The following is a 24,444-nucleotide window of genomic DNA, read 5'->3' as shown; positions in this document are numbered from 1 at the left end:
GCCGCTTTCCCGGCCGCGGGCGCCGCGCGTGCCGGCGGCGCCCGCGAGCGCCGCGGCGAGCATTCCGGCGGCCAGCCCGGCCCAGGCGGCGTCGAACCCCCGCGCGGACGGCTCGTGCAGGACGGCGGCCAGCCCGCCGATGCCGACGGCGGCGCCCGCCGAGCGCGCCAGCATGATCAGCGCGCTGCCGCTGCCGTACCGGGCGGGCGGGACGGCCTCCATCGCGATCGTCTCGACCGCGACCGCCGTGGCCGCCATCCCGGCCGTGCCGACGACGAGCGCGGGCAGGACGACCGCGGCGTAGGCGCGGCCCGCGCCGGACGCCTCGGCGGCGACCGGCCAGCACCAGCCCGCCGCGCCGGTGAGGCCGCCCGCGACGGCCACGGACCGCGCGCCCGCCCACCGCACGAGCGGCCCGGCGCACCAGGACACCGCGGCGGAGGTGAGCGGGCCCGGGGTGAGGGCGAGCGCGGCGGTGAGCGCCGAGTAGCCCCAGCGTTCGGTGAGGTACAGGGCGACGCACAGCGCGACCGCGAACTGGGTGACGCTCATCAGCGCCATGGCCGCGTTCCCGGCCGCCGTCGACCTGGCGCGCAGCAGCGCGAAGTCCGCGGCCGGACGCGGGTGCCGCGCCGCCCGGCGCACGCCGAGCCAGGTCAGCGCGGTGCCGCCGGCGGCGGCGCCGAGGACCGCGGGGGCCGTCCAGCCCCAGTCGGGGCCCTGCACGAGCCCGAGCACCAGCGCGGCGACGCCGCCCGCGAGCAGCGCCACCCCCGCGAGGTCGGGCAGGCCCCGCCCGGTCCGCGTCCCGGGCGGGATGCCGGCGGCGCCGCAGGCCAGCGCGAGCGCGCCGAGCGGCAGGTTGATCAGGAAGATCCACCGCCAGCCGCCGAGCGCCATCAGCGCCGAGCCGAGCGCGGGCCCGCTCGCGCCGGCGATCCCCGCCACCGCGCCGAGCAGCCCGAAGGCGTGCCCGGCGCGGCCGGGGAACTCGCTGAGCCCGACGGAGATCGCGAGGGCGACGACCGCGCCGCCGCCCACGGCCTGGAGCATCCGGGCGAGCACCAGCCCCGCCGGGCCGGGCGCCAGCGCGCAGGCGGCCGACCCGGCGGTGAACACCGCGAGCCCGGTCAGGAAGATCCGCTTCGGCCCGAGCCGGTCGGCCATGCCGCCGGCGGGCAGCAGCACGGCGGCGAACACCACGGTGTAGCCGGTGATCGTCCAGGACAGCCCGGCGAGGGTGCTGCCGGGGAAGGCGCGCAGCAGCCGCGGGATCGCGACGCTGACGATGTTGTAGTCGATCACCGCCATCACGTTGGCGAGGATCACCGACGTCAGCGCCAGCGCGCGGCGCCGGGACGGGGTCACGGCGCGGCGGCGGTGCTCGCCCGGCGGGCGAGTCCCTCCTCGATCTCGCGCTTGCGGACCTTCCCGGTCGGCGTCTTCGGCAGCTCGGCGACGACCTCCAGCCGGTCCGGCTCGTAGCCGGGGGTCATCCCCGCCTCCCGGACGAGGCGGTGCAGGTCCTCCAGCGCGGGCGGCTCGCCGTCCGGCACGACGACGGCGACGACGGTCTCGCCGAGCAGCGGCTCGGGCTCGCCGACGACCGCGATCTCGGCGACCCGCGGGTGGGCGCGCAGCACCTCCTCGACGGCGACGGCGGGCACGTGCAGCCCGCCCTTGTTGATCATGTCCTTGGTGCGGCCGATGATCTTGATGCCGCCGCGGCCGTCCGGCCGGGCGAGGTCGCCGGTGACGAACCAGCCGTCGTGCAGCGACGCGGCGAAGACGTCGTCGGCGCCCTCGTAGCCGAGGCACAGGTTCGCGCCGCGCACCTCCAGCCGCCCCGGCCCGTCGACCGGCGCGCCGTCCTCGCCGACGAGCCGGACCTCCATCCAGTCGACCGGCCGCCCGTCGCTGCGCGCCGCCCAGTCCGGCGGGTCGCCGGCGCGGCCGATGGTGACGCCGCCGTTCTCGGTCATCCCCCACAGCGGGCGGACGGGGAACCCGAACGTCTCGCGGAACCGCGCGGGCAGGCCGGGCGGGATCGGGGTGGAGCCGGTGACCATGTGCCGCAGCGCGAGCGGGCGCGGGTTCTCGCGCTGCTCGGTGACCAGCTCGTCCAGGATCAGCGGGGTGAAGTACGCGGTGGTGATCCCGTACTCGGCGGCGAGGTCGAGGAAGTCGCCGGGCTTGAACGCGTCCGCCCACACGGCCGTCGCGCCCGCGACGAGCGGCGCGAGCATCCCGTACAGCCAGCCGCCCTGCCCGCCGACGATGCACGGGGTGGACAGCACGTCGTCCGGGCCGAGGCCGAGCGGGACGGTGAACGAGCGCGCCATCGCGTACAGGGTGTTGAAGGAGTGCCGGACGCCCTTGGGGCGGCCGGTCGTTCCCGACGTGTACATGATCTGGAAGACGTCGTCGCCGCCCGGACGGTGCTCGGGCGGCGCCGCGCCGGACGCCAGCAGCCCGTCCTCGAAGCCGATCGCGCCCTCGGGGACCTTCCCGCCGACGACGATCTGGTGCCGCAGCGCGGGCAGCCGGTCGCGCATCCCGGCGATGGTCGCGGCGATGTCGAGGCCGCGGACCTCGTCCAGCGACACCACCGCGCACGCCCCCGACTCGCGCAGGATCCACTCGGTGTCGGCGGCGCCGGAGGCGATGTAGTACGGCACCACGGCCGCGCCCGCGCGGCCGCAGCCGAGCGCGAGGACGGTCGCCTGCCACTGGTTGACCAGCTGCATCGCGACCCGGTCGCCCGGCCGCACGCCGAGCGCGGCGAGGCCGGCGGCGCAGCGCTCCACCCGCTCGGCGAGCCGCGCCCAGGTCAGCACGGTGTCGGGACCGCCGGCGGTCTCCCAGAAGTGGCTGACCACTGCCGGCCGGTCCGGCGCCGCGGCGGCCCGCGCGGCGAGGTCGTCCAGGAACGTCCCGTCCCGCCACCACCCGCGCGCGCGGTACTCCGGTCCATCGTGGAGGTTCGTCACCTTTGACCCCTTCCATCCCAGGTATTTTGATCATGACCGGGGACGCGGGCCGCGACAACGGTGACTGTTGACGAAGACGGGGCCGCCGAACGGGCGGACCGGCGGAGGCCGGGAGGTGGCGGGGTGCGCGAGGAACTGCTCGCCCAGGCGCGGGTGTGCGCCGGGCAGGGATCGCCGATGTACGCGGAGCTGCTGGCGCGGGCGGCCGACGACGCGGACGCCGGCGGCCCGGTCGCGGAGGTGCTCGCGGGACGGGCGTCCAGCGCGCTGGCGCTGCGGATGCTCGGCACCGTGCACCGGATCGTCCTGGAGGGCCGGGCGCCCGCCCTCGCGGCGCACTACCCGACCGCCGGCGGGACCGCGGACCCGCGCGCGGCGTGGCCCGCGTTCCGCGACGTGCTGGCGCGGCACGCGGCCGAGGTCCGCGCGGGGCTCGCCGACCCGCCGCAGACCAACGAGGTCGGCCGGGCCGCGCCGCTGCTCGGCGGGCTGCTCGCGGTCGCCGCCGCGACCGGGCTGCCGGTCCGGCTGCTGGAGATCGGCGCGAGCGCCGGGCTGAACCTGCGCGCCGACCGCTACCGGCTGCTGTTCGAGGGCGGCGGGTACGGGCCGGACTCGCCGGTCGTGCTGCCGGACGCGTGGCGCGGCGCTCCCCCGGCCGCCGTCCCGCTGCGGATCGCGTCCCGGCTCGGCTGCGACCTCGCCCCGCTCGACCCGGCCGCGCCCGAGGCGCGGCGGCGGCTGCTGTCCTACGTGTGGCCCGACCAGACCGCCCGCGTCGAGCGGCTGCGGGCGGCGCTGGAGGTGGCGGCGCGGGTCCCGGCGGAGGTGGTGCGCGCCGGCGCCGGGGACTTCCTGGACGGCCTGGCCCCCGAGCGCGGCGCGGCCACCGTCGTCTGGCACTCGGTCATGATCCAGTACCTGCCGGACGAGGAGGCCGCGCGCGTCCACCGGCACGTCGAGGCGGCCGGGGCGGCGGCGACCCGCGAGGCGCCGGTCGCGCACCTGGCGTTCGAGCCGCCCGAGGGCACGCACATCCAGGGCACCCCGCTGCTGACGCTGCGGCTGTGGCCGGGCGGCGAGCGGCGGGTCCTCGGCGAGGGCCCGCCGCACGGGCTCCCCGTCACCTGGTATTAGCCGATCTCGCGTCCTGGCCGATCTCGCGCCAGTCGAGGAGGGGCGCGACGAGGTCGCGGATCGCGGCGAGCAGCCCGAGCCGGTTGGCGCGCAGCCGCGGGTCCCGGTCCATCACCATGACGTCGTCGAAGTAGGCGTCGACCGGGCCGGGCAGCCCGGCCGCGGCCGCCGCGAACTCCGGCAGCGCGGGACGCGGCGCGAGCCCGTCGCGGAGCCGGGCGAACGCCTCGGCGAGGCGGCCCTCGGCGGGCTCGGCGAACAGGGCGGGGTCGTAGCCGGCCTCCGTCCCCTCGGGGACGATCCGCAGCACCCGCTGCAGCGCCGTCGTGAGCCGCGCGAACTCGTCCGTGCGGAGCAGCCCCACCAGGTCGGACGCGGCGCGGGCGGCGCGCGCCGGGGCGCCGGCGAGCGGCCGGACGGCCCGCACGACCGGGATCGGCAGCCCCTCGTCCAGCAGGCTCTGCTCCAGCCGCCGCGCGGTGAACCGCTCCGCCTCGGCGAGCGCGTCCGGCGGCACCTCGACGGGCTGGTGCCGCGCGGCGATCGCCAGCCCCTCGCCGACCGTGAGCGGCGCCAGCCGCGGGACGGCCCGCAGGACCGCGGTCAGCCCGAGCGCGGCGCGGCGCAGCCCGAACGGGTCGGACCCGCCGGTCGGCGCGGCGCCCGCGGCGAACAGCCCGGCGAGCAGGTCGAGCCGGTCGGCGGCGGCGAGGACGGCGCCCGCGGCCGTCGCGGGGAGCGCGTCGCCCGCCGAGCGCGGCAGTTCCATCTCGTAGAGGGCGTCCGCGACGGCGGCGTCCTCCCCGGCGCGCCGGGCGTACTCGCGGGCCATCGTCCCGGCGAGGCCCGGCAGCTCGATCACCATGGACGAGGCCAGGTCGAACTTGGCGAGCGCGGCGGCGCGGGCGAGGACCGTACGCTCGTCCCCGCCGAGGCCGGCGCGGTCGGCGACGCCGGCGGCGATCGCGGCGATGCGGGCCGACCGGTCGGCCATGGAGCCGAGCCGTTCGGTGAAGGTGAGCCGGTCCAGGCCCCGCCTGATCTCGTCCGGCGTCCTGCGCAGGTCCTGCCGGAAGAAGAACGCGGCGTCCTCGTAGCGGGCGCGGACGACGGCCTCGTTCCCGGCCCGGACCACGTCGCGGTCGCATTCGCCGTTGGCGACGGTGACGAAGTGCGGCAGCAGCCCGCCGGACCTCCCGCGCACCGGCAGGTACCGCTGGTGCTTGCGCATGACCGTGGTGAGGACCGCCTCGGGCAGGTCGAGGTAGGCCGCGTCGAACGACCCGAGGATCGCGACGGGCTCCTCGACCAGGTCGACGATCTCCTCGATGAGGTCCTGCTCGGCGGCGACGTCGACGGTCCCGCCGTGGCGGGCGGCGAGGTCCCGCGCGTCCTCGACGATGCGGGCGCGGCGGCGCGCCGGGTCGGGCTCGATGCCGTGCTCGCGGAGGACGCCGATCAGCGACAGCGCGTCCGGCACCGGCACGCGGGAGGGCTCGGCGGCGCGGTGGACGTCGGTCATCCTGCCCTGGTTCAGCTCGTCCAGCATGATCTGCCGGTGCCCCAGCAGGGCCAGCACCCGCCGGACCGGGCGGGCGAACGACAGGCCGGGGAGGTTCCAGCGCATGTTCTTGCCGGCGCGCAGCCCCGAGACGATCTCGGGGAGCAGCCCGGAGAGGACGTGCGCGGCGGGCTTCCCGGCGACCTTTCGGACGTGCGCCGCGTACTCCTTGCCGCCGACGGTGACCTTCCGGACGTCGGCGGCGTCGACGCCCTGCCCGCGCGCGAACCCGAGCAGCGCCCGCGTCGGCTCCCCGGACGCGTCGTAGGCGGCGGCGAGCCTCGGCCCCTTCACGACCTCCTCGGTGTCCGGGGACCTCGGCTCCACGTCCCGGACGACGACGATGAGGCGGCGGGGCGTCGAGAACGCCTCGACCTCGGAGGCGTCGGTGAGCAGGCCCGCCTCCTCCAGCCCGTCGCGCAGCCGTTCCGCGACGGCCTCCGCCGCGGGCCGCACCTCGCCCGGCGGCAGTTCCTCCACGCCGATCTCCAGCGCGAACGCGGCCGGTGCGGCGATCTCGGGAAGGACCGACTTCTCCAGGGCGACCTGGAGAACGGTGGCGTCGCCGAGCGGATGGCCGAGCTCGGCGCGGCGCTCGACCCACAGGGCGGCGACCTCGTGGGCGAGTCCCCGCATCCGCGCGAACGCGCGGGCCCGCTCGGCGGTGCCGATCGCGCCGCGCGCGTCCAGCACGTTGAACGCGTGCGAGCACTTCAGCACGCAGGAGTGGGCGGGGACGGGCAGCCGCGCGTCCAGCATCCGGCGCGCCTCGGCCGCGTACGTCTCGAACAGCCCCCGGTTCGCGGCGATGTCGGCGTCGTCGAGGTAGTAGCGGCTCATCTCGTACTCGGCCTGCCCGAACGCCTCCCCATAGGAGATTCCGGGCGCGTAGGCGATGTCCTTGAAGTGGGACACGCCCTGCAGCGCCATCAGGATGCGCTCCATGCCGTAGGTGATCTCGACCGAGACGGGGTCCAGCGCGATCCCGCCGGACTGCTGGAAGTAGGTGAACTGGGTGATCTCCAGCCCGTCCAGCCACACCTCCCAGCCGAGCCCCCACGCGCCGAGCGCCGGCGACGCCCAGTCGTCCTCGACGAACCGGACGTCGTGGGCGCGCAGGTCGACGCCGAGCGCGGCGAGGCTGCCGAGGTACAGCTCCTGCGCGTCGCCCGGCTCCGGCTTCAGGACCACCTGGAACTGGGTGTGGGTCTGCAGCCGGTTCGGGTTGTCGCCGTAGCGGGAGTCGTCCGGGCGGACGCTCGGCTCGACATAGGCGACGCGCCACGGCTCGGGACCGAGGACGCGCAGGGCGGTGTTCGGGTTGAGCGTGCCCGCCCCGACCTCGGTGTTCATCGGCTGCCCGACGAGGCAGCCGTGCGCCGCCCAGTGGGCGGTGAGCCGGATGAGGGCGTCCTGCATGGTCAGCACGGTGTTTCTCCCAACGGGTCGAGCGCCAAGCGTAGATGCGTCAGCGCCCGAGACCTCGTTGGATCGCCGTGCGGACCGGCGACGTCTCGGGGAGCGGCCCCGACGGCGACAGCGGCGGCTGCGCCATGAACCTGACCCGCGTGCCGCGGTGCGGCTGGGCGGCGTGCACGAGGAACGGGTGGCACAGGTACACGTCGCCGGCGCGTCCGGTCGCCAGGGCGACGGGACGGTGCTCGGACGCGGGGACGGCCTCGCGCGCGATGTCCATGAAGGAGACGCCCGCGTCGCCCGCCGGCTCCAGGAGCGGCGGGACGTCCAGGTGGGAGCCGACGCGGACGCGGGTGGGGGCGTCGTCCTCGCCCACGTCCGAGAACAGGAACAGCATCAGCAGCGCCCGGCCCCTGGAGGCCAGGTTCACCCGGTACCCCATGAAGTCGTCCGGGTCGTCGCCGGGGAAGCTCGCGTCGATGTGCCAGCCGTCGTCGCCGGGGGCCTCGTCGCTCGGGAACCGGATCGGGAACGTGCCGAGGCCGCCCGGCGCCTCCCACGCGCCCTTCCCCGCGAGCGCGTCGTACGCGGCGTGCAGGCGCGGGGTGTTCGCGGCCGCCTTGAACGGCGGCTGCCCGTACCCGCCGAGCCGGATCACCGGCCTGGTCCAGGTCGAGGGGTCGTCGGGGTCGCAGCCGGTGTCGCGCCAGAGGATCGCGCGGCACTCGGCGGCGAGGTCCCGGGGGAACGCCTCCGCCACCCGGACGAAGCCGTCGGCGATGAAGGCGTCGGGGTCGATCTCGTGCATCGGCCCAGGATGCCGACGGCGCCCGCCGGGCGCCAGTGGTTTTCCGGGCGGTCAGCCCCGCCGGACGACGCTGAGCTCGACGCCGCCGACGATCCGGCCACGCAGCACCTCGGCGAGCCGGTCCGACACCCGCTGCACCGTCACGCGCTCGTCGTGGCCGGGCACCACCGCGAACCGGACGGCCAGCTCCGCGGACGTGCCCTCGGTGAGCCGGACGCCGGTGACGGCCGGGTCGGAGCCGAACGCCGCGTCGACGGCGGCGAGCACGTCGGGGTCCTCGTGCGGCGGCGGGATCGGCCGCCCCTCGGCGAGCAGGTGCAGCCGCAGCCCCTCCACCGCGAACGGGACGGGCCCCGCCACGTCCACGACCAGCGCGTCCGCGCCCTCGTCGAGCGCGGCGCGGCAGGCGTCGCCGGCCCGGACGGCGACGGGGCGGGCGTCGGCGCGCCACGCCTTCATCGTGTCCATGCAGGTGAAGCCGAGCACGCCGCGCCGGCCGTCGTCGCCGATCAGCGTGGGCAGCGCCATGTCGCTCGACTTCTCCCGGCGGAGCTCTCCGGGTTCGACGTCCTCCTCCTCGGTGAGGACGGCGACGATCGGCACGAGCAGCCGGGTGTTCTGCAGCCGCCGCAGCACCGCGTGCGGGCCGACGCGCCCGGCCGCGTATCCCGTGAGGGCCTCGCACAGCCGGGGATCGGCGCTGCCGTCGTCCCCGGGGAACTGGGGTTCGGGAATGGTCAGTCCGGACACGGCAGGAAGGCTATAGCCTCCGGTGACCGCCATGGGTACCGAACCGGATACTCCCTGTATCCGGCACCGCCACGGACGGGCGGCGCGGCGCGCTCAGCCGAGGTCGGCGATGGCGGCGACGGTGCCGCCGCCGGACGGGCCCTGGTGCACCGCCGCGACCGACACGAACACCGCCGGATCACCCGTGACCGACGCCGCGACGCCGCCCACGCACGCCTTGATCTGCCGGTGCCAGTGCACGTCGGAGTCGTCCAGCATGATGTTGCGGCGGCCCCGCACCGATCCGGACGGGTCCGCCTCGCACTTGATGAACACGTTGACGAGCCGGTCCCCGAGGTCGGCCGTGCGGGGCCGCTCCGGCAGCTCCAGGCCGGTCGAGCGGATCGCGTCCCAGACGCCGTCGGCGTCCAGTGCGTCCTTCATCACACCGTGCCCGGCGCGGTACCGGCCGCCGATGCCGCGCACGTTCCCGACCACCACGATCTGCGCCCGGTCCAGCTCCACGCCCGACGAGCACGACGCCACCGACGAGAACAGCGACAGGTCCTTGTGGATCTGGTCGGCCGACGGCGTCTCGATCTCGCCGAGCGCGACGGCGATGCCGAGCGCGGTCGTCGAGTTGGAGATGTCCATCGACTTCAGGGTGTCCTCGGTGACGACGTCGCGGCCGCGCGACTTGGCGTCGTTGATCGTGTCGAGGGTGAGCAGCGGCGTCTTGGTCTGCACGTAGTGGACGTCGGCGGGGTCGTCGATCCCGGCGGTCTTCATCGCGTCGCGGACCCCGGCGGCGACCGTCTCCACCATCGCCGGGCGGCCGATGTCCTCGGGCAGGATGACCTCGCTCATCGCGACGCCGACCGACACGCGCGGCTCGTCCGTGCGCGGCGCCTTCGCCGGGTCGACGGTGGCGAACACGGTGGCGTGCGGGCTCAGCACCCCGTCGGTGCCGCCCGACCACACCAGCGGGACCCGCGCCACCTCGTCCGCCGGGCGGGTGCCCTTCGCCACCAGCACCTCGCGGAACGCGCGGTCGGCCAGCAGCCGCGTGTAGTCGTTCACGCCGCCGTTGCCCTCGGTCTTGCCGACCACCGCGAGGACGCGGTCGGCCTCCAGCACGCCGTCGTCGATCAGCCGGGCCAGCCCGGACGCGTCGGTCACGCTCTCGATGGGGATCTTGCGGACTTCGATGGGATCGGGCACGTCGTCGCTCCTCGGCTGCTCTGCTGATCGGTCTCTACCCCGGGTCACGCCTCCACGACCGTCCCGGCCCGGCCGCGCGCCGCCGCGCCGAGCCGGGCCAGCGACGCGATCGCCGCGCGCCGGCCGCCCGCCGCGACGAACCGCCGCACCGCCTCCACCTTCGGGCCCATGCTGCCGGCCGCGAAGTGCCCGGCGGCGGCCAGCCGGGCCAGCTCGGCGGCCGTGGTGCGGCGCAGCGGCCGCGCCGCCGGGGTGCCGAACCCGGCCACCGCGTGCTCCACGTCCGTGGCGATCACCAGCGTGGACGCGCCGAGCCGGCACGCCAGCAGCTGCGCCGCCAGGTCCTTGTCGACGACCGCCTCGACGCCGCGCAGCGCCCCGCCCGCCCGCACCACGGGCACTCCCCCGCCGCCCGCCGCGACCACCACGTGCCCGGCCTCCAGCAGCAGCGCCGCCGCGCCCGCGTCCAGGATGTCGAGCGGCTCCGGGGACGCGACGACGCGCCGCCACCCCCGGTCGCCGAACGGCCGCCACGCCTGGCCGAGCGCGGCGAACCGCCGCGCCTCGTCCGCCGGGAAGTACCGGCCGACCGGCTTGGCGGGGTCGGCGAATCCGGGGTCGGCGGCGTCCACCAGCGTCCGCGTCACCACCGTCGACACCGGGCGCGGCGCGCCGCGCGCGGCGAGCGCCCGCTCCAGCGCGTTCATGACCATCACGCCGACGGTGGCCTGCGTCTGCGCGCCTCACCAGTCCAGCGGCACCGGCGGCACCACCCCCGCCGCCATCTGGTTCTTGATCAGCAGGTTGCCGACCTGCGGGCCGTTGCCGTGCGTCAGCGCGACCCGCGCCCCCGCCGCCACCAGCTCCGCGACGTGCCGCATCGCGACCTCGATCGCCGCCGCCTGCGCGTCCGGCGTCGCGCTGCCGTCCGCCGCGGTCATGGCGTTGCCGCCGAGCGCGATCAGAATCCGCTCGCCGTCGAGCGAGTCCCCGTTCCGGCCCACGGCCCGAACGCTAGCCGCGCGGCGGGCGGCGCTCATGGGCGAAACCAGCCCAAGGAACGCCGCCCGTTCGGCAATCTCCGCCCGTCCCGGCGAGATTCAGGCGAGCCGGCGGAGGCGCTCCACCGCCTCGTCGATGACCTCGTCCTTCTTGCAGAACGCGAACCGGACGAAGTGGGCGCCCGCGTCGGCGTGGTCGTAGAACACCTGCGTCGGGATCGCGACGACGCCCGCCTTGGCGGGCAGCGCCCGCGCCAGCTCCAGCCCGTCGGAGAAGCCCAGCGGCCGGATGTCGGCCTGCACGAAGTAGGTGCCCTGCGGCCGGTACGCGGTGAAGCCGGCCGCCTCCAGCCCGGCGACGAGCCGGTCGCGCTTGGCCTGCAGCGACGCGCGCAGCTCCCCGACCCACGCCGTCTCGTTCGCCAGCGCGTACGCGGCGGCCCGCTGGTAGGGGGCGCTGACCGCGTAGGTGAGGAACTGCTTGACGGTCTGGACGGCCCGCACGTACCGGGCCGGCGCGGTGATCCAGCCGGTCTTCCAGCCGGTGGCGGAGAACGTCTTGCCCGCCGACGACACCGACACCGTCCGCTCCCGCATCCCGTCCAGCGTGGCGAGGGGGATGTGCTCGGTGCCGTCGAAGGTCAGGTACTCGTACACCTCGTCGGTGATCGCGACGAGGTCGTGGTCGCGGCAGACGGCGGCGATGGCCTCCAGCTCGCCGCGGGTGAACACCGTCCCGGCCGGGTTGTGCGGCGAGTTCACGAGGACCGCCCTGGTGCGCGGGCCGACGGCGGCGCGCAGCTCGTCCGGATCGAACGTGAAGCGGCCTTCGACCGGGCGCAGCATGACCGGCCTGCGCACCGCCCCGGCCAGCGCGATCACGGCGGCGTACGAGTCGTAGTACGGCTCGAACACGATGACCTCGTCGCCCGGCCCGGCGAGCGCCAGCACGGACGCGGCGATGCCCTCCGTCGCGCCCACGGTCACGTACACCTCGGACATCGGGTCGTACGACAGCCCGTACCGCTCCAGCCGCTGCTCCGCCACGGCCTCGCGCAGCTCCGGCACCCCCGGCCCCGGCGGGTACTGGTTGCCGCCCGACCGGATCGTCTCGACCGCCACGTCCAGCATCGCCTTCGGGCCGTCCTCGTCCGGGAAGCCCTGCCCCAGGTTGATCGACCCGGTGGCCGTGGCCAGCGCGGACATCTCCGCGAAGATCGTCTCGCCGAACTCCCGCATCCGCGGCACCAGAGGCTCAGTCACGGCACCAGCCTACGGGGGGCGTCAGATCCAGCCCATCTCCTGGGCGGCGCGGACGGCGGCGAAGCGGGACGGCTCGCCGAGCTTGCTCATCGCCGTGGAGAGGTAGTTGCGGACGGTGCCCTCCGACAGGTGCAGCAGCGTCGCGATGCGGGCGGTCCCGGTGCCGGCGCCGGTGAGCCGGAGGATCTCGCGCTCGCGCTCGGTCAGCGGGTTGTCGCCGGCGGCCATGGCGGTCGCGGCGAGCTCGGCGTCCAGGTAGCGGCCGCCCTCGTGGACCTTGCGGATCGCGGCGGCCAGCTCCTGCGTCGGCGCGTCCTTGGCGACGAAGCCGCGGACCCCGGCGGCCATCGCTCGGCGCAGGTACCCGGGGCGGCCGAAGCTGGTGAGGATGCACACCGCGCAGCGGGCGCCCGCGGCGGCCAGGTCCTCGGCGACGGTGAGGCCGTCCGCGCCGGGCATGTCGATGTCGAGGACGGCGACGTCGGGATCGTGCGCGGCGACGGCGGCGGCGACCTCGTCGCCGCGGCCGGCCTCGGCGACGACCTCCAGGTCGGCCTCCAGCCCGAGGAGCGCTGCGACGGCGCCGCGGATGAGGTGCTCGTCGTCGGCGAGCAGGATCCGGATCACCGGCCGCTCCCCCCGGCCGCCGCCCGCGCCGTCTCGGCCTGTGCCGTCTCCGGGGCCTGGGGCTCCTCGGCGGCGGGCGGCTCGGCGGCGGGCGGCTCGGCGGCGGGCGGCTCGGCGGCGGGCGGGCCGTCCGGCACGGTGCGCGGCAGCGGGACGACGGCGCGCAGCAGGAAGCCGTCGCGGCCGTGCCGGCCCGCGGTGACCTCGCCGCCGACCACGGCGGCGCGCTCGGCGAGGCCGGTCAGCCCCGCCCCGCCGGTCCCCTCGCGGTGCGCGTCCGCGTCGCCGCGGACGCCGTCGTTGCGCATCTCCAGCACCACGGAGCCACCGTACGCGGTGAGCGCGACGGCGCAGTGCCGGGCCTCGCTGTGCTTGATCACGTTGGTGGCGCCCTCCCGGATCACCCAGGCGAGCACGGAGCGGACCTCGGGCGGCAGCCCGTCCGGCACGGCCCCGGCGTCGCACCGGACCCCGGCGGCCTCCAGCACCGCCCGCACCCCGGCCAGCTCGGCGTCCAGCTCGACGGCGCGGTAGCCGTGCACGGCGGCGCGCACCTCGCGCAGCGCGTCGCGGGCCGCGCGCTGCACGTCGGCCATCTCCGCGCCGGCGCGGGCCGGGTCGGCGTCCGCCAGCCGCATGGCCAGCTCGCTCTTCACCGCGATCAGGGAGAGGCTGTGGCCGAGCAGGTCGTGCAGGTCGCGGGAGAAGCGCAGCCGCTCCTCGGTGACGGCGAGGCGGGCGAGCGCGTCCCGCGCGGCGTGCGTCTCCTGGTGCAGGTCCCACATGCGGCGCTGGTAGCGGTTGACGAACGCCACGAGCCCGCACGTGCCCGTGTAGATCAGGACCATGACCGGCAGCAGCCCGTACCAGGGCATGTCCCCGCCGGGGTACAGGAAGTGGGCGGCGACGGTCGCGTACACCCCGCCGGCGGCGCCGGTGCCGACGCAGATCGCGACGACCCGGCGGCGGCTCATCGGGGCCAGCACCACCGCCGACACCCAGAACACCGACACGACGCTGAACAGCGGGCTGGTGACCATCATCGCGCTGAGCGCGGCGGTCAGCACGCCGCTGAGCACGACGTCCCGTCGGGATCCCCCGCCCTCCAGCGCGGCCCGGACGAGCCGCGCGTAGTACCAGGTCAGCAGGCCCATGCCGGCGATGACGAGGGCGGCGAGGGGGATGCCGACGGTACCGTCGCCGTAGGCCGCCGCCAGCCCGGCGAGGCCCGGCGCCAGGAAGCCCGCGGCGGCGCACAGGAACGAGCGGTGCGTCACCCGGCGGTAGCGCTCGAGCCTGCGGGTGTCCTGCGCCTCCAGGTCCGCCGTGGTCGCGACCGTCATGTCCCGTCCTCCTTACTTCTCGACTGTAACCGCGGGGCGCTCCGGGTCAGGCGCGCCGCGGCTCCCAGCGGAACCAGCGGCCCGCCATGGCGCGGCCGGCGCCGAGCCACACCGCGAGGACCGCGAACGAGGGCAGGCAGGCCGCCCAGCCGCCGGCGAACCCCACGGGCGCGTGGGCGGCGTGGTCGTGGAAGTCGCGGCCGAAGTAGGCCGTGCGGGTGATCTCGACGACGGGGCTCAGCGGCAGCCAGCGGGACGCCTCCTCCGCCGCGGCGGGCAGCCCGTCCAGCGGGAACATCACCCCGGCGCCCGCCAGGCAGGCGAACATGATCGGCAGGACGGTGAGCTGGGCCAGCTCGGCGTTCGGGGTGAGGCCGGAGACGGCGAAGGCGAGCACCGCGAACACGGCCGCGCCGCCCGCGAGGCCCGCCGCCAGCAGGAGCGGGTCGGCGGGGAACCGGCCGCCGAGCGCGGTGCCGAGCAGCACCAGCAGGCCCAGCACCTGGACGGCGTACATGGCGGTCGCGGCCAGGACGCCGCCGCCGATGATGTCGGCGTCGCCGAGCGCGGTGCCGCGCAGCCGCTTGAGCGTCAGGTCCTCGCGGCGGGCGGTGAAGACGTTCACCAGGTTCATGAACACCGCGAAGAGGAGGAAGAAGCCGAGGTGGCCGGTGCCCTGGAGCAGCGCGGCGTCCATGCCGCCGGCCTTCTGCCCGTGCGCGGGGAACAGCAGCGCGGCGAACAGCACCGGCAGCCCGGCGGCGGTGAACAGGGCGGTCCGGTTGCGCCACAGCAGCATGAGGTCGAGGCGCGCGACGCGGAGGGCGGCGCCGCCGGCCATGGGGCGGGGCATCGTCATCGGGACGCTCCTTCCAGCGCACCGGCCGCCCCAGCGCCAGCCGCTCCAGCGCCGGCCGCCCCGGAAGCCATCTGCTCGGCGCTGGTCTGCTCGGCGCCGGTTCCGTGTGCGTTTCTCTCTCGCGCGCCGGAGGACGTGCGGAGGAAGACGTCCTCAAGGGAGGCGCTGCGTGCCTGCAAGCCGCGCAACTCGACGCGGTGCTCGTCTGCCCAGCGCAGCAGCTCGTACAGGCAGCTCTGGAGTCCGGCCTCGGTGACGGTGTAGGACGCGACGGCGCGGCCCCCGTCCACGGCGATGTCCGCGCGGGCGCCGCGCAGCGCGGGCAGTTCGGCGACCCGCAGCCGCTCGGGCACCTGGAAGCCGATCCGGTCGCCGTGCCCGGCGACGACCTCGGCGACCGTCCCGGCGGTCTCGATCCGGCCCCGGTGCATGATCGCGAGGCGGTCGGCGAGGTGCTCGGCCTCCTCCAGGTAGTGGGTGGTCAGCAGGACGGTGGTACCGGCGGCGACGAGGTCCCGGACGATCCGCCAGGTGGCGCGCCTGGCCTCGGGGTCCATGCCGGTCGTCGGCTCGTCCAGGAACAGCGCGCGGGGACGGCCGAGCAGGGCGAGCGCGAGGTCCAGGCGCCGCTTCTGCCCGCCGGACAGCTGCCGGACCCGGACGCCCGCCCGCTCGGCGAGCCCGACGAGACCGAGCACCTCGTCGCGGGGCCGCGGCTCCGGCGTGAAGCCGCGGAAGCGGTCCACGGTCTCGGCCACGGTGAGGTCGGGGAAGAACCCGCCGTCCTGGAGCATGACGCCGATCCGGGGCCGGACGGCCCGGCGCTCCCGGTACGGGTCGCGTCCGAGGACCCGGACGGTGCCGCCCTGGGCGGGCCGGTGCCCTTCGAGCGTCTCCAGGGTCGTCGTCTTGCCCGCGCCGTTGGTGCCGAGCAGCGCGAACAACTCGCCCGGCGCGACCTCGAAGGAGATCCCGGCGACGGCCTCGAAGTCCCCGTACCGCTGGCGCAGGCCGTCGACGCTGATGGGTGGGGTCTCGTCCATGCCCCCAGCGTCGCGGGCCGCGGCGGGCGCCGGTAGAAGGACGTGTCACCGGTTCGGGCGGCGCCTGTCAGGTGTTCCGCATGACACCTGTCATGCCGCCCCGCCGCCCTCTGCCGCGCCCGCTGTGCCTGCCGCGCCTGCCGCGTCCGCAGCGGTTCAGCCCGCGATGGAGATCACGTGGCCGATGGACGGCAGGTCGCCGGCGAGGTCGAGCAGGGCCTTGGCGACGTCGTCGCGGGTGATGCTGTAGCCGCCGGTCACGCTGCGGTCGACGGCCTTGCGGTAGCGGCCGCGGCCCTCCTTGTTCGTGAGGCGGGGCGGGCGGACGATCGTCCAGTCGAGCCCGGAGTCGCGCACCTGGGCCTCGGCCACCCGCATGTCGGCGATGCTGTAGCGCAGGATCCGACCGAGGATCAGCGGCTTGACGACGTACCGGGTGAGCGGGTCGTCGCCCGGCTCGGACGCGATCGCGCCCATGCTGACCATGAGGAACCGGCCGGCACCGGTCGCGCGCATGGCGGCGATGACGCTCCGGGAGCTCTCGCTGCAGACGGTGGTCGGGCCGATGCTCCGCGCGCCCATGGCGCTGAAGACGGCGTCCGCGCCCTTCACCGCCCCCTCGATCGCGGCGGGGTCCATGATGTCCGCCTGCACGACGGCGGCGCGGTCGCGCAGGTCGGCGGGCATCCCGCCCGGGTTGCGGACGACCGCGGTGACCTCGTGCCCGGCGTCCAGCGCGCGGCGGACGAGCCGGGTGCCGATGCCCCCGGTCGCGCCGAAGACGGTGATTCTCATCCCGGATTCCTCCCCGATGGGGGTGAGTGAACATTTACTAACCCCTAGAATGAGTAAGCATTCACTCACTGTCAAGGGGGCGGGCCGATGACCGCGCGCGAGCGGATCCTGGACGCGGCGGCGGACGTCATGCGCGAGCGCGGCGTCGCGGGCGCCACCACGAAGGAGATCGCGAAGGCCTCCGGGTACTCCGAGGCGCTGCTCTACAAGCACTTCCGCGACAAGGAGCAGCTGATGCTGGCCGTGCTCAAGGAGCGGATGCCGGCGTTCACGGCGAGGGCCGTCGCGGGCGAGGCGACCGTGGAGGCCAACCTGGTCGGCGTCGTGCACGGCGGGCTCGCCTTCTACCGGCGGGCGTTCCCGATGATGGCGTCGATGGCCGCGCAGCCGCAGCTGATGGCGGCGAGCCGGGAGGCGCTGCGCCAGTACGGCGCGGGCCCGCAGGAGCCGGTGCGGGCGCTCACCCGGTACCTGGACGCCGAGCGCGACCTGGGCCGCGTCGCGGCGGGCGCCGACACCGCGGCCGCCGCCGCCCTGCTGATGGGCGGCTGCTTCCAGCAGGGCTTCCTGCACTACTTCGCGGCGCCGCCGGACGCGCCCGACCTGCCGGAATCGGCCGCCGCCGCCCTCGTCCGGCCCCTGCTCCCCGTCCTGCTCCCCTGAACGGCTCCCCCAGCGGGAGTGTGCTGGCCGGGGGTGTACCAGCGGGGCTGTAACGGTGGGGCCTCCTAGCGGTGGGGCTCCTAGCGGTGGGGCCTCCTAGCGGTGGGGCTCCTAGCGGTGGGGCCTCCTAGCGGTGGGGCTCCTAGCGGTGGGGCTCCTAGCGGTGGGGCCTCCTAGCGGTGGGGGCTCCTAGCGGTCGCGGGTCCGCACGAAGTCGACGTCCTCGGGGTCGCGGCCCGGCCACGTCAGCCGCGTGACCGCGGGCGGGGTCTCGGCGACGATCCGGCCGCGCGCGACGACGTGGGACGGCCGGGTCTGCCGCCGGACGGCGTCGTACGGCGACGACGCGGGCAGCACGACCAGGTTCGCCGGGCGGCCGGGCGCGATCCCGTAGCCGTCGCCGAGGCCGAGGACCCGCGCGGCCCGGTCCGTCACCATCGCGAACGCCTCGTCGATCTCGGCGGCGCCGGTGAGCTGCGCGGCGGCGATCCCGACCAGCGCGACCTGCAGCGACGACGCCGTCCCGAGCGGGAACCACGGGTCCATGACGTCGTCGTGCCCGAACGCGACGTTCACCCCGGCGGCGAGCATCTCCTTCACCTGGGTGAGGCCGCGCCGCTTGGGGTAGGCGTCGAACCGGCCCTGCAGGCACAGGTTGGCGAGCGGGTTGCAGACGAGGTTGACGCCCGAGCGGGCCAGGATCCGCTGGAGCTTGTAGGAGTAGGCGCCGTTGTAGGAGCCCATCGCGGTGGTGTGGGACGCGGTGGCGCGGTCGCGGAGCCCGCCGCGCCGGGCGAGGGTCGCGAGCACCTCCACGAACCGGGACTGCTCGTCGTCGATCTCGTCGCAGTGCGCGTCCAGCAGCAGCCCGTACCGCTGCGCGATGTCGAAGGCGATCTCCAGGGAGCGGACGCCGTCCTCGCGGGTGTCCTCGAAGTGCGGGATCGCGCCGACCGCGTCCACGCCGCGCCGCGCCGCCTCCTCCAGCAACTCCGGCCCGTTCTCGAAGGAGCAGATGCCCTCCTGCGGGAACGCGACGAGCTGCAGCCCGATGACGTCCTTCACCCGATCGCGGACCTCCAGCATCGCGTCGAGCGCGACCAGGCCCGGGTCGGTGACGTCCACGTGGCTGCGGACGTGGAGCACGCCGTTCGCCGCGTACCAGCGCAGCACCTCCGTCGCGCGGGACACGACGTCGTCGCGGGTGAGGTCGGCCTTGCGCTCGCTCCACACCGCGATCCCCTCCCACAGGGAGCCGGACGCGTTCCAGCGCGGCTCACCGGCGGTGAGGGTGGTGTCGAGGTGGACGTGGGGCTCCACGAACGGCGGGCTCACCAGGCCGCCGGCCGCGTCCACCAGCACGCCGGCGGCGCCTGCCGGTCCGCCGGCGGCGCCTGCCGGTCCGTCGGGGGCGCCGGCCGGTCCGTCGGGGGCGTCTCCTGGTCCATCGGGGGCGCCGGCCGGCAGGGTCCCGGCGAGCTCGCCCGCCGGCGCGACGCGTCCGAACCGGTCGCCGTCGATCTCGATGTCGTGGAGGCCGTCCCGCCCGGCAAGGCGGGCGTTGGTCACGAGCTTCATGCGGGGCTCCCTTCCCACGCCCGGCCGCGCCGGGCCGACAGGACGAAGTACAGGATCCCGGCGACCAAGGCCCCGGCCAACCAGGACAGGTCGATTCCGCCCAGCGCGCGCGCCGCCGGACCTTGCAGCGCCTTCGGGACGCCGTACTGGAACGCCCACGTCGCGGCGGCGCCGAGGACGAACGAGATCAGCGCGTCCCACCGGAAGTCGCCCAGCCGGGACCGTCCAGGCGGATCGTAGAGCGCGTCGACGTCCACGTTCTGGCGGCGGACGGCGTAGAAGTGGACGGCCATCACCGACGCCCACGGCACCACCCAGGTGACGAGGCCGCCGAGCCACGCGTCGAGGGTGTTCGCGAAGTCCTCCTGGAAGATCAGCAGGATCGTGAACGCAGCGGCGAACACGCCGACGCCGTAGGAGATCGCCTTGCGGGACACGTGCCAGTCCACGGTCTGCGCGCACAGCGAGCAGCTGTAGACGTTCAGGATGTTCGTGGCGATCGGGCCGTGCACGACCAGCAGCAGCACCGGGATCGCGAGCGCGCCGAACGCGTCCACGATCAGCTTGCCGGGGTCGGTGGTCGCGCTCACCGTCGCCAGCGACGCGCCGAGCACGCCGAGCCACACGACCGGCACGAACTGGCCGAGGACGCTCGCCGCGTACAGCCGGCGGCGCGGCACCTCGCGCGGCACGAACCGCGAGTAGTCGGAGGCGTAGGCGAACCAGGTGATGCCCCAGCCGACCCCGATCGCCGTCATCACGGTCGTCATCGCCGACAGCCGGTCGGTGCCGGTGAGGCCCTGGCCCTGGTGGTCCCAGTGCACGCCGGTCTTCGTCCACGCCACGACGGTCATCGCGGCGAGCACGGCCAGCGTGACGGGAACGGTCCACTTCTCGAACGCGGCGATCGCGTGGAAGCCGGACGCGGCGATCCACACCTGCAGCCCCATGATCACCAGCACCACGACGATCTTCAGGGCGGTGCCGCCGTGCACCCCGACCTGGCCGAGCAGCGCCATCACCAGGTCCAGCACGATCCAGGTGTTGACGGCGCACCAGCCCGCCGACATCACGCCCTGCAGCGCGGCCGGCAGGTACGCGCCGCGCCGCCCGAACGCCGACCGGGCCAGCACCATCTGGGTGACGCCCGTCCGCTGCCCCATCAGCACGAACAGCCCGAAGACCGCCATCCCGACGAGGTTCCCGGCGACCAGCACGCCGACCGTGTCGGCCAGGCTCAGCCCGAGCTTGATGCCGAGCGCCCCGAGCACCCAGTTGATCGGCGCGATGTTCGCGCCGGACCAGATCCAGAACTGGTGCCCCGCTGTCGACTCGCGGGCCTGCGGCGGGACGGGATCGAGCGAGTGCGCGGCGGCGGATTGACCGGAGCCGGGGGACGCTGAGCTGGACACAGGCCACGACCTTACTGGTCAGCCCGAAATGCTCCGTCCGCTGGTCTCCCCGGCGTCCGCCGGCTCAGTCGCACCCCGGCTTCCGGCGTTTCCATATGCTTCCGGCGTCCGCGAGTTCCCTTGCTTCTGGTGGCGCCGGGCTAGGGCTCGATTTCGCCGAGGCGGGTCTTGACGACCTTGCCCATCGCGTTGCGGGGCAGCGACCCGACCAGGTGGACGACGCGGGGCCGCTTGTGCACCGACAGCCGCCCCGCGACGAAGTCGATGAGCTGCCGCTCCGTCACGCCGTCCGCGACGACATAGGCGGTGACCTGCTCGCCGAGATCGTCGTGCGGCGTCCCGGCGACGGCCGCCTCGCGCACCGCCGGGTGCGCGAGCAGCGCGTTCTCGACCTCGCCCGCGCCGATCCGGTAGCCGCCGCTCTTGATCAGATCGGTGGACGCGCGGCCGACGATGCGGTGCCAGCCGTCCGGGCCGATCGTCGCGATGTCGCCCGTGCGGAACCAGCCGTCCGGGGCGAACGACTTCGCCGTCGCCTCCGGACGGTTCAGGTAGCCCTTGAACAGGTGCGGGGCACGGACGTGCAGCTCGCCGGGCGTCTCCCCGTCGCGCGCAACCGGGGCGCCGTTCTCGGCCACGAGCCTCGTCTCGATGCCGGGCAACGGGAGGCCGACGTAGCCGGGACGGCGCTCGCCGTCTGCGCGCGCGCTGACGGTGATCAGCGTTTCGGTCATGCCGTAGCGCTCGACCGGACGGTGCCCGGTGAGCGCCTCCAGCCGCTCGAAGGCGGGCACCGGAAGCGGCGCGCTGCCGGACACCAGCAGCCGCGCCGCACGCATCGCCTCGCCGGACGCCGGGTCGGCCGCCAGCCGGGACCACACCGTCGGGACGCCGAAGAACAGGCTCCCGCCGTCCTCGCTCGCCGCCGCCGCGTACGCCTCCGGTTTGGGCCGCCCCGTGTGGACGAGCCGGGAGCCGACCCGCAGCGGGCCGAGCACGCCGAGGACCAGGCCGTGCACGTGGAACAGCGGCAGCCCGTGCACCAGCACGTCGTCCGGCGTCCACGCCCACGCCTCCGCCAGCGAGTCGAGGGTCGCCGCGATCGCCGCACGGGAGATCATCACGCCCTTCGGCGCGCCGGTCGTGCCGCTCGTGTACAGGATCAGCGCGGTCGCGTCGGAGGCTGACTCGGATCCTGTCGTGGACGTCGGAGTGGTGGAGGCCGGGGTCGTGGAGGCCGGGGTCGTGGAGGCCGGATTCGCGGACGTCGGGCGCGTGGACGTCGGATTCGCGGACGTCGGATTCGCGGACGTCGAGGTCGCGGACGTCGAGGTCGCGGACGTCGAGGTCGCGGACGTCCGGGGCGTGGACGCGGTGGCGGGGAGGTCGTCGACCGGGACGAGCGGCGGGCCGCCGTCGCCGGTGTCCGCGTCGCGGGACGCCAGGAGCAGCGCCGCGCCGGAGTCGCCGAGGATGTGGGCGCGCTCGTCGGGGCCCGAGTCCGGAGGCAGTGGCACCACCGGCACCCCCGCCATGAGCCCGCCGACGACCGCGATCACCGTCTCCGCGCTCGCCGTGGCGTGCACCGCGACGGCGTCCGCGCCGGCGATCTCCGCCGCGACGGCCGACGCCCGGCCGAGCAGTTCCTCGCGCGGCAGTTCCCGGCCCGCGATCCGCACCGCCCCGCCCGTCTCGCCGAGCAGATCCCTCACTGGCCTCTCCCCTGCTCCTCGCCGTCCCGTTCTCCCGCCGCGTCCAGCCGTTCCGCGACGTCCTGCTGCCGCGCCGGGTCCTGCTGTTCTGCGACGTCTTGCTGTTCCGCCGGGTCTCGTCGTTCCGCGACGTCCCGCTGTCCCGCCAAGTCCTGCTGTTCCGCGACGTCTTGCTGTTTTGTCGGGTCTCGCCGTTCCGCAGCGTCCTGCTCGGCCAGCCAGGCGAGCACCGCGTCGGTGTGCTCGCCGAGCAGCGGCGGCGCGGTGTGCACGCGCGGCTCGGCGCCGTCGAACCGCAGCGGCGGGCCCGGCAGCTCGATCCGGCCGAGCGTCGGATGCTCCACCTCGATCACCAGGCCCTGCGAGCGGGTCTGCTCCCAGGTGTACACCTCGTCGATCGACCGGATCGACCCCGCCGGCACGCCCGCCCCGTTCAGGCGCTCCAGCCACGCCTCCCGGGTGTCCCCCGCCAGGACCCGCTCGATGTCCGCGGTCAGCTCCGCCCGGTTCGCGGACCGGTCCGGGATCGTCGCGTAGCGCGGGTCGTCGGCGTCCAGTTCCACCAGCGGCGCGAACCTGCGCCACAGGTTCTGGTTCGCGACGCCGATCTGGATCTGGCCGTCCTTGCAGCGGAACGTCCCGTACGGCGCGATCGTCGGGTGGTCGTTGCCGACCGACTCGGGCACCTCACCGGCGACCGTCCACCGCGTCCCCTGGTACATGTGCGCGCCGACCACCGAGGCCAGCAGCGAGGTCCGCACGACCGAGCCGCGGCCCGTCCGCGTCCGCTCGTACAGCGCCGCCAGCACCCCGGACGTGGCGTTGCCCGCCGCGAGAATGTCCGCGATGGACAGCCCCACCTTGCTCGGTGTCCCCGGCGGGCCCGTGACGCTCATGATCCCGGCCTCGCCCTGCATGATCGCGTCGTAGCCGGGACGGCCGCCCTCCGGCCCGTCGTGCCCGAACCCCGTGATCGACAGCACGATCAGCCGCGGGTTCAGCTCGTGCAGCCGCCCGACCGGGAAGCCGAGCCGGTCCAGCACACCGGTCCGGAAGTTCTCGACCAGCACGTCCGCGTGCCGCACCAGCCTCGCCAGGGTGTCCTTCCCCTCGTCCGACTTCAGATCGAGGGTGATCGACTCCTTGTTCCGGTTGATCGACAGGTAGTAGGTGCTCACCTGGTCCGCACCGGCGAACGGCGGTCCCCAGCCGCGCGTCTCGTCGCCCGTCCCGGGCTGCTCCACCTTGATCACCCGCGCGCCGAGATCGGCGAGCGCCATCGTGGCCTGCGGTCCGGCGACCACGCGGCTGAGGTCGACGATCACCACGCCTTCGAGCGGTCCGGGCAAGGGGCGTCCTCCTTCGGGGGGCCGGCACCTGGAAGTATGCCGTCCGTGCCGCAACCGTCCCGGACCTACCCCGCGCTCGCCGCGCGGCTCCTCGCGCTGCCGCCGTCCTGCGGGCCCGCGCGGCTGATCGCGATCGACGGGCCGAGCGGCGCCGGGAAGTCCACGTTCGCCGACCACCTCGCGGCCGTCCTCGTCAGGGCGCCGGTGGTCAGGTCGGACGACTTCCGCGTCCCGTGGGACGCCGATCCGCTCACCTGGTGGGCACCGCTGCGGCGTGCCGTCCTCGAACCGCTGTGCGCCGGGCGGGCCGCCGTGCTGCGCCGCTACGACTGGCACCGCGACCGGTACGGCCCGCCGGAGGAGATCGCGCCGCCGCCGGTCCTCATCGTCGAAGGCGTCGGCTCGGCCTGGGCGGGGTCGCCCGCCGCGTACCGGATCTGGATCGACGCCCCGCGCGAGCTGCGCCGGGCGCGCGCCATCGACCGCGACGGGCTGGAGTACGCCGACGCCTGGGACCGCTGGTCGGCCCGCGAGACCGCCTTCTTCGCCGAGGACGGCACCCGCGCACGCGCCGATCTCCTCGTTGACGGAACCGCGCCGCTGCCGCACTACTGAAACCCGAAGATCTGCTACTTGACGCGCGGGTCACTTCATTGCGCAGAGCCCATCTCAAGGTCGTATATACCAGGAAGATCGCATACGACGTGCTGCTTCGTCTCGGAGCTCGCACAGCCCTTCCGCGGGCAGCACCCAGCAAGAAATATAGCCATCGGGCTTGATCGAGTTCGGGCATGCCGAAAAGGGGAGCCATGCGGTCAGAGAAGAGGCCCTCGGGAGATGGAGAGATGGGGTGTTCGGGTGGTGGGGTGGCGCTTGCGTACGGGGCCGCCCCTCCAAAGTCAAGGGCGCCTTCGGCGTCGCTTCGCGATGGACTTCG

The 24,444-nt window shown here is 75.2% G+C and carries 21 protein-coding genes; 3 read left to right on the top strand and 18 right to left on the bottom strand.

Features of this window, described 5'->3' with window-relative positions:
• A partial coding sequence (locus ABT299_RS47710) for an MFS transporter (RefSeq protein ID WP_500254870.1) occupies positions 1-1,368 on the bottom strand: 1,368 nt, incomplete at its 3' end.
• The gene (locus tag ABT299_RS47705) at positions 1,365-2,990 is read right to left on the bottom strand and encodes an AMP-binding protein (RefSeq protein WP_500254869.1); all 1,626 of its coding nucleotides are present in this window, start codon (positions 2,988-2,990) and stop codon (positions 1,365-1,367) included. The genes ABT299_RS47710 and ABT299_RS47705, both read right to left, overlap by 4 nt.
• A 123-nt stretch (positions 2,991-3,113) precedes the next feature.
• Here ABT299_RS47705 and ABT299_RS47700 point away from each other — a divergent pair, with 123 nt between their 5' ends.
• A complete protein-coding gene (locus tag ABT299_RS47700) occupies positions 3,114-4,127 on the top strand; it encodes a DUF2332 domain-containing protein (RefSeq protein WP_500254868.1) in 1,014 nt (337 codons plus the stop codon).
• Here the strand turns inward: ABT299_RS47700 and ABT299_RS47695 are convergent.
• The 12 genes from ABT299_RS47695 to ABT299_RS47640 form a co-directional block, all read right to left on the bottom strand.
• Positions 4,114-7,107 carry a glycine--tRNA ligase gene (locus ABT299_RS47695; RefSeq protein ID WP_500254871.1) on the bottom strand — a complete coding sequence of 998 codons (2,994 nt, stop codon included), beginning with the start codon at positions 7,105-7,107 and terminating at the stop codon, positions 4,114-4,116. The two genes, ABT299_RS47700 and ABT299_RS47695, sit on opposite strands and share 14 nt — an antisense overlap.
• A gap of 49 nt (positions 7,108-7,156) precedes the next feature.
• Positions 7,157-7,912, bottom strand: a complete 756-nt coding sequence (locus ABT299_RS47690; RefSeq protein ID WP_500254867.1) for a phytanoyl-CoA dioxygenase family protein — start codon at positions 7,910-7,912, stop codon at positions 7,157-7,159.
• A gap of 51 nt (positions 7,913-7,963) precedes the next feature.
• Entirely contained in the window at positions 7,964-8,662 is a 699-nt protein-coding gene (locus ABT299_RS47685) for an SseB family protein (protein WP_190868105.1), read from the bottom strand.
• Positions 8,663-8,755: 93 nt separating this feature from the next.
• Positions 8,756-9,862: a barbiturase gene (gene bar, locus ABT299_RS47680; RefSeq protein ID WP_387030203.1), complete on the bottom strand. Its 1,107-nt coding sequence runs from the start codon at positions 9,860-9,862 to the stop codon at positions 8,756-8,758.
• A gap of 44 nt (positions 9,863-9,906) precedes the next feature.
• Entirely contained in the window at positions 9,907-10,575 is a 669-nt protein-coding gene (locus ABT299_RS47675; RefSeq protein WP_500254866.1) for an amino acid kinase family protein, read from the bottom strand.
• Positions 10,576-10,605: 30 nt separating this feature from the next.
• Positions 10,606-10,866 (bottom strand): amino acid kinase family protein, encoded by a 261-nt coding sequence (locus tag ABT299_RS47670; RefSeq protein ID WP_500254865.1) that lies wholly within the window; start codon positions 10,864-10,866, stop codon positions 10,606-10,608.
• 96 nt (positions 10,867-10,962) lie between these two features.
• On the bottom strand, positions 10,963-12,126 hold the full coding sequence (locus tag ABT299_RS47665; protein ID WP_500254864.1) for a pyridoxal phosphate-dependent aminotransferase: 1,164 nt from the start codon (positions 12,124-12,126) through the stop codon (positions 10,963-10,965).
• A gap of 21 nt (positions 12,127-12,147) precedes the next feature.
• A complete protein-coding gene (locus ABT299_RS47660; RefSeq protein ID WP_500254863.1) occupies positions 12,148-12,753 on the bottom strand; it encodes a response regulator transcription factor in 606 nt (201 codons plus the stop codon).
• Positions 12,750-14,096, bottom strand: coding sequence for a sensor histidine kinase (locus tag ABT299_RS47655; protein ID WP_500254862.1), 1,347 nt, complete (start codon positions 14,094-14,096; stop codon positions 12,750-12,752). Before ABT299_RS47655 ends, ABT299_RS47660 begins: the two co-directional genes overlap by 4 nt.
• A gap of 46 nt (positions 14,097-14,142) precedes the next feature.
• Positions 14,143-14,955: an ABC transporter permease gene (locus ABT299_RS47650; protein ID WP_190868114.1), complete on the bottom strand. Its 813-nt coding sequence runs from the start codon at positions 14,953-14,955 to the stop codon at positions 14,143-14,145.
• Positions 14,952-15,998 carry an ABC transporter ATP-binding protein gene (locus ABT299_RS47645; RefSeq protein WP_500254861.1) on the bottom strand — a complete coding sequence of 349 codons (1,047 nt, stop codon included), beginning with the start codon at positions 15,996-15,998 and terminating at the stop codon, positions 14,952-14,954. The genes ABT299_RS47650 and ABT299_RS47645 overlap by 4 nt, the downstream gene beginning before the upstream one ends.
• 156 nt (positions 15,999-16,154) lie before the next feature.
• Positions 16,155-16,793, bottom strand: a complete 639-nt coding sequence (locus ABT299_RS47640) for an NAD(P)-dependent oxidoreductase (protein ID WP_500254860.1) — start codon at positions 16,791-16,793, stop codon at positions 16,155-16,157.
• A gap of 87 nt (positions 16,794-16,880) precedes the next feature.
• Between ABT299_RS47640 and ABT299_RS47635 the strand changes: the two genes are divergently transcribed.
• Positions 16,881-17,456, top strand: a complete 576-nt coding sequence (locus ABT299_RS47635; protein WP_500254859.1) for a TetR/AcrR family transcriptional regulator — start codon at positions 16,881-16,883, stop codon at positions 17,454-17,456.
• 189 nt (positions 17,457-17,645) lie between these two features.
• On the opposite strand, the gene codA is transcribed toward ABT299_RS47635, so the two are convergent.
• The 4 genes from codA to ABT299_RS47615 form a co-directional block, all read right to left on the bottom strand.
• Positions 17,646-19,034: a cytosine deaminase gene (gene codA, locus ABT299_RS47630; protein WP_500254858.1), complete on the bottom strand. Its 1,389-nt coding sequence runs from the start codon at positions 19,032-19,034 to the stop codon at positions 17,646-17,648.
• Entirely contained in the window at positions 19,031-20,446 is a 1,416-nt protein-coding gene (locus ABT299_RS47625) for a cytosine permease (protein ID WP_190868124.1), read from the bottom strand. The genes codA and ABT299_RS47625 overlap by 4 nt, the downstream gene beginning before the upstream one ends.
• 140 nt (positions 20,447-20,586) lie before the next feature.
• A complete protein-coding gene (locus tag ABT299_RS47620; RefSeq protein WP_500254857.1) occupies positions 20,587-22,158 on the bottom strand; it encodes an acyl-CoA synthetase in 1,572 nt (523 codons plus the stop codon).
• The gene (locus ABT299_RS47615; RefSeq protein WP_500254856.1) at positions 22,155-23,507 is read right to left on the bottom strand and encodes a CaiB/BaiF CoA transferase family protein; all 1,353 of its coding nucleotides are present in this window, start codon (positions 23,505-23,507) and stop codon (positions 22,155-22,157) included. Before ABT299_RS47615 ends, ABT299_RS47620 begins: the two co-directional genes overlap by 4 nt.
• Before the next feature lie 36 nt (positions 23,508-23,543).
• On the opposite strand from ABT299_RS47615, the gene ABT299_RS47610 reads away from it, so the two are divergent.
• Positions 23,544-24,122: a uridine kinase family protein gene (locus ABT299_RS47610; protein WP_500254855.1), complete on the top strand. Its 579-nt coding sequence runs from the start codon at positions 23,544-23,546 to the stop codon at positions 24,120-24,122.
• The last annotated feature ends 322 nt before the right edge of the window (positions 24,123-24,444 follow it).

This window comes from Spirillospora sp. NPDC000708, from assembly GCF_040299565.1.
GTDB lineage: Bacteria > Actinomycetota > Actinomycetes > Streptosporangiales > Streptosporangiaceae > Spirillospora.
Note: the sequence above shows the minus strand (reverse complement) of the source record. Positions and strands in the feature narration are given on the sequence as shown.

Bases quoted from the DNA above. Each gene is read 5' to 3' on its own strand.
- ABT299_RS47635 (WP_500254859.1), top strand. From the start codon at position 16,881: ATGACCGCGCGCGAGCGGATCCTGGACGCGGCGGCGGACGTCATGCGC.
- ABT299_RS47645 (WP_500254861.1), bottom strand. From the start codon at position 15,998: ATGGACGAGACCCCACCCATCAGCGTCGACGGCCTGCGCCAGCGGTAC.
- ABT299_RS47690 (WP_500254867.1), bottom strand. From the start codon at position 7,912: ATGCACGAGATCGACCCCGACGCCTTCATCGCCGACGGCTTCGTCCGG.
- ABT299_RS47610 (WP_500254855.1), top strand. From the start codon at position 23,544: ATGCCGTCCGTGCCGCAACCGTCCCGGACCTACCCCGCGCTCGCCGCG.
- ABT299_RS47695 (WP_500254871.1), bottom strand. From the start codon at position 7,107: ATGCAGGACGCCCTCATCCGGCTCACCGCCCACTGGGCGGCGCACGGC.
- ABT299_RS47650 (WP_190868114.1), bottom strand. From the start codon at position 14,955: ATGACGATGCCCCGCCCCATGGCCGGCGGCGCCGCCCTCCGCGTCGCG.
- ABT299_RS47655 (WP_500254862.1), bottom strand. From the start codon at position 14,096: ATGACGGTCGCGACCACGGCGGACCTGGAGGCGCAGGACACCCGCAGG.
- ABT299_RS47640 (WP_500254860.1), bottom strand. From the start codon at position 16,793: ATGAGAATCACCGTCTTCGGCGCGACCGGGGGCATCGGCACCCGGCTC.
- ABT299_RS47675 (WP_500254866.1), bottom strand. From the start codon at position 10,575: ATGGTCATGAACGCGCTGGAGCGGGCGCTCGCCGCGCGCGGCGCGCCG.
- codA (WP_500254858.1), bottom strand. From the start codon at position 19,034: ATGAAGCTCGTGACCAACGCCCGCCTTGCCGGGCGGGACGGCCTCCAC.